The organism is Lutibacter sp., assembly GCF_040883305.1.
Lineage (GTDB): Bacteria > Bacteroidota > Bacteroidia > Flavobacteriales > Flavobacteriaceae > Lutibacter.
In genome coordinates this window covers 1-4,772 of sequence record NZ_JBFLKT010000443.1, presented here as the reverse complement: position 1 = coordinate 4,772, position 4,772 = coordinate 1, and the positions used below count along the sequence as shown (strand labels likewise).

5 protein-coding genes are annotated in these 4,772 nt (G+C 29.7%); 2 read left to right on the top strand and 3 right to left on the bottom strand.

Annotation, left to right across the window (positions count from 1 at the left end; genetic code table 11):
* Both AB1Z17_RS14285 and AB1Z17_RS14280 read right to left on the bottom strand, forming a co-directional pair.
* A partial coding sequence (locus AB1Z17_RS14285) for a DNA adenine methylase (RefSeq protein WP_368052442.1) occupies positions 1-695 on the bottom strand: 695 nt, incomplete at its 3' end.
* A 105-nt stretch (positions 696-800) separates the two neighbouring features.
* Complete coding sequence (locus AB1Z17_RS14280; protein WP_368052441.1) at positions 801-1,436, bottom strand: hypothetical protein; 636 nt, start codon at positions 1,434-1,436, stop codon at positions 801-803.
* A gap of 181 nt (positions 1,437-1,617) precedes the next feature.
* On the opposite strand from AB1Z17_RS14280, the gene recJ reads away from it, so the two are divergent.
* On the top strand, positions 1,618-3,315 hold the full coding sequence (gene recJ / locus AB1Z17_RS14275; RefSeq protein WP_368052440.1) for a single-stranded-DNA-specific exonuclease RecJ: 1,698 nt from the start codon (positions 1,618-1,620) through the stop codon (positions 3,313-3,315).
* 32 nt (positions 3,316-3,347) lie between these two features.
* Here recJ and AB1Z17_RS14270 read toward each other — a convergent pair whose 3' ends face one another.
* The gene (locus AB1Z17_RS14270; protein WP_368052439.1) at positions 3,348-4,355 is read right to left on the bottom strand and encodes an NAD-dependent epimerase/dehydratase family protein; all 1,008 of its coding nucleotides are present in this window, start codon (positions 4,353-4,355) and stop codon (positions 3,348-3,350) included.
* A gap of 91 nt (positions 4,356-4,446) precedes the next feature.
* Between AB1Z17_RS14270 and AB1Z17_RS14265 the strand changes: the two genes are divergently transcribed.
* A partial coding sequence (locus AB1Z17_RS14265; RefSeq protein ID WP_368052438.1) for a GNAT family N-acetyltransferase occupies positions 4,447-4,772 on the top strand: 326 nt, incomplete at its 3' end.

Below are 4,772 nucleotides of genomic sequence, written 5' to 3'. Positions count from 1 at the left end.
TCGTATTTTGCAATGGTAGTTAACAAATGATAGTTAGAACCATATTGTCTGGCATTGTATGGCGGATCTAAATATAAAATATCTCCTTTTATTTGTTTGATTAACACATTTCCATCTTCATTAAAAATTTGATGAGGATTCTTTGTCAATTCAAAAATTGCTGGCTGAATAACTAATTCTTTTTGTGCAGATTTCTTTATTTTTTTTAAGTACGCGCCATAAACCGAAGCCGTATTTGCAACTTTATCGGCACTTTCAATTAACGATGCTAATAAAAAATAATAGCCATCTTCATTTATTTTACGAGTATTTTTCCAAACTTCAATTTGCTGACGCATGGCATCTATCTTTTTTCCATTCTCTGAAGAAAAATACAACCTACCTTCACTTCCATTTTCACAATAATTCTGAAAAATAAAACCTTCTATTCCTTCTAATTCATTTAAAATAGCTAACTCTTTTTCAATAGAGATTGTTTTGTGATTTCCTATATAATTTCTATTTAAAATATAACTATAAAATTCAACATCGTTCGCAATTACTTGTTTTACATAAGGCTTAAAATTACGACCAACAATTCCGGTTCCGGCAAATAAATCGCAAAAAACGAGTTGTGATACATCCTCTCCAACAACCTCAGTAATTGCAGTTTTTAAAAATGATGCTAATTTATGTTTGGAACCTATATAATTCACTTTTTAATATTCTTTTTACGTCACTGCGAGGGAACGCCGAGGCAGTCTGTTTTTTAAATTAAGAGATTGCTCCTGTTTTTCAAAACATCGTAATTACGAATATAACTATTTAATCGCCCAAATAACATCGGACTTTACTAATTGGTTTTGAAATGAAAAACTTTCTAAATTTTGAGCATCAAAAGTACTTAAATAAGTTGAAACAAGTTTTTGAAGCCATAAAATATCTGACTTCAACTTCCAATGCTCGTTTAGATTGCTGTAATCAAATACAATTAAAAATAGCCGATTTTTAAAATGCTGTCTTTTTTGCTGACTTTGGTTTTTATAAAACCATGCAATAAGTTCTCGTTTGTGTTCTATGGCATATGGCACAGATTTATTAAAACCTTTAGGAAAAACACTTGTTTTATGATCAAAAGGGATCTTAGAAATATAAAAATCGGTGTATTTATCTTTTGTATTTTTATGAGCAATTACATTTTTATGCTCACAAAAACAAGCTTCAATTGCTTTTGCCGACCAAAAATTGAACCATCTATTTAGAGCATAATTTTTTAATGCTTCATAATTAGTATCACTTTTAAAATTCGTATCAATTTGAGTTAAAATTGCTTCAAAATTAGAAGTCTTGTAAATAAAATTTGTGTTATTATCAAAATTGTCAGTTTGTCTTCTTCCCCATACATACGGAAAATCTAACCTTTTTTTTAGTTCTTTTTCTAGCAAATTAAAATCCATGCTACTAATTTAATAAAATCATTTTTAAAAATAATAACTATTAGAATTAGTAGTATTTTAATGTTTCCTTATTATTAGGTACATTAACTTTAGTATTATACAAACACATAAAAAAATTCATTAAATTTCAATCAAATTAGTTGTAAAATTATTTTGTTTATTTTTGAAGAAAATTATAGCTATGCGATGGAAAATTAAACCCGAAACAGATTCTTTAATTACCACAAATCTTGCAAAAGAGTTGGGAATTGAATATACGCTTGCAAAATTATTAGTACAACGTGGAATTCATTCTTTTAATGAAGCCAAAGCTTTTTTCAGACCTAGTTTAGACAATTTGCACAATCCTTTTCTTATGAAAGATATGGATGTGGCAGTTGCCCGAATTGAAACTGCTATAAAAGCAAATGAAAACATATTAGTTTACGGAGACTACGATGTAGATGGCACAACATCGGTATCGTTGCTTTATTCTTATTTAAAAACCTTGCATCCACAAATAGCAACCTATATTCCAGATAGGTATGAAGAAGGTTATGGAATCTCTTTTCAAGGAATTAATTTTGCCGAAGACAATAATTTTTCATTAATAATTGCCTTAGATTGTGGTATAAAAGCAATTGATAAAGTAAATTATGCTAAAGAAAAAGGTATCGATTTTATAATTTGCGATCATCATAGACCTGGAAACGAAATTCCAGCAGCGATTGCTGTATTAGATCCTAAACGGTCAGATTGTGACTACCCTTATAAAGAATTATGCGGTTGTGGTGTTGGTTTTAAATTAATTCAGGCCTTAGCGAGTAAAAGAGGTGAAACTATTGAAAATTTAATTCCGTATTTAGATTTGGTAGCTACTGCAATTGCGGCAGATATTGTTCCTATAACTGGCGAAAACAGGATTTTAGCTTATGTTGGATTGCAAGTTATAAACAGCAATCCAAGAACTGGAATTAAAGCAATGATTCATCAAATTGATAAAAAAGCCTTAACAATTACAGATGTTGTTTTTATTATTGCGCCTAGAATTAATGCCGCTGGAAGAATTAAACACGGAAATTATGCTGTTGAATTATTAACTGAAACCGATTTTGATACTGCAGTAAAATTTGCTTTAGAAATTGAAAAAAATAATACAGAACGAAAAGATTTAGATAAAATAATTACTATTGAAGCCCTACAGCAACTCGAAGAAAATAACGAAACCGAAAATTTTTCTACAGTTGTTTTTTCTGAAACTTGGCATAAAGGAGTAATTGGTATTGTAGCTTCCAGATTGATTGAAACCTATTATAAACCAACCTTAGTTTTTACAAAAAGTGGCGATAAATTAGCGGCTTCTGCACGCTCCGTTAAAGGTTTTGATGTGTATGAGGCTTTGGAACAATGTTCGGAATTTATTGAACAATTTGGCGGACATAAATACGCAGCAGGTTTAACTTTAACTGTTGAAAACTACCCGAAATTTAAAGCCAAGTTTGAAGAAGTGGTAAAAAATACATTACCAGAAGAGTTACGAACTCCAGAAATTTCAATTGATACAGAAATATCGCTTTCAGAAATTAACCCAAAATTTTACAGAATTATTAATCAATTAGCACCTTTTGGACCTCAAAATTTAAAGCCCGTTTTTACTGCTGGTGGCTTGCGAGACAATGGTTATGGTAAAAAAGTTGGATCAGATCAAACGCATTTAAAATTATGTATTATAGATGGCGTACACCAACAAACCTACAATGCTATTGGTTTTAGTATGGGCGATAAACACGAGTTTACCTCCAATGGAAATTCGTTTAAAGCAGCTTTTACTATTGATGAAAATCACTGGAATGGCAATACTTCGTTACAACTGGTATTAAAAGATCTTCAAGAAGATTAATTCATAGCGTAATTACACGATTCCGAATTGAATTAAATATCTTTTAAATATAATTTACAAACACTATGTATACTTTTTGAAATAGGTTCAAATTTAAAATCTAACATGGTTTCAATTTTTTCAGAAGAAAAATATCTTTTTTGATGAATAGATTTTGACGAATGTTTTGTTAAGAGTGGCGGTTTGTTTGTTAAAAACGATTTCCCTTTTTCCAATCGCCAACCAATTTCACTCATGAATGTTGTTATTTTAATTGCAGGCTTCTTTTTACTGAATTTTAAAGCAATTTCATTAAAAATTTCTTGGTAGCTTTTGTTTTCGGCAACCAAAATAAAACGTTCATTTTTTACTTCACTTTTCATTAATAAAACCATTGCTTTTACAACATCATTTACTGAAACATAACCTGTAATTCCTTTAGTAAATAAATTGAATCCATTGTAAATTTTAGAGAAAATTTTTCCAGAACCCGCGTTCCAAAAACCAGCACCTAAAATCACACCCGGATTTACAATTACAACTGGAACTCCTTCTTGCGAAGCGCGCCAAACTTCTATTTCGGCACCATATTTAGAAATGGCATAACCATAATTGCTTTTTTCAATATCCCATTGGTTGGTTTCATCAATAAATTTCGAATTTAAAGATTTTCCAACTGCCGCAATAGAACTTACAAAACACAATTTTTTTATAGTATTTTCAATGCTAAAATTTACAATATTGGCAGTTCCTTCAATATTAATTTTTCGCATTTTATGATAATCTTTTGGGTTAAAAGAAACCAATGCTGCCGAATGATAGACTTCGGTGATATTTTTAAACGCTTTTTCTAGAGCAACTACATCTGTAATATCTGCTTCAACCCATTCAATTTTTTTAAATAAGTTTTCAAAATCATCAGAAAAATAGCTAAAAACATTTTTTACAGCTTCTAAATTGCTGTTTTTTCGATAAATAGCTCTTATTGTATCGTTTTCTATAGAAAGCTGATACAATAAATGCGCTCCCACCAAACCTGTTCCACCTGTAACTAATATCATAAAACGAAAGTACAAAAATGATTGAATATAAACGATAGAACTATTATTTTTGAAAGTAAAACAAGTTGTATTTCGGCTAAAAAAACTTAACATGAAAAAAATTATAATAACTGAAAGACTTTATTTGAGAGAATTAAATGTAACTGATTATAACTATTTTTATAATTTAAATCTAGATATAGATGTTTTAAAATACACTGGAGATAAGCCTTTTAAAAATCTTCAGGGTGCTAAAAAGTTTTTAAAAAACTACAATCATTATAAAAAGTATGGCTGTGGCAGATGGGCTGTAATTGATAAAAATAATGATGTGTTTTTAGGATGGTGCGGAATTAAATTTACACAGAGCTTAAATGAATACGATATTGGTTTTCGTTTTTTTAAAAAATATTGGGGTAAAGGATTTGCAACTGAATC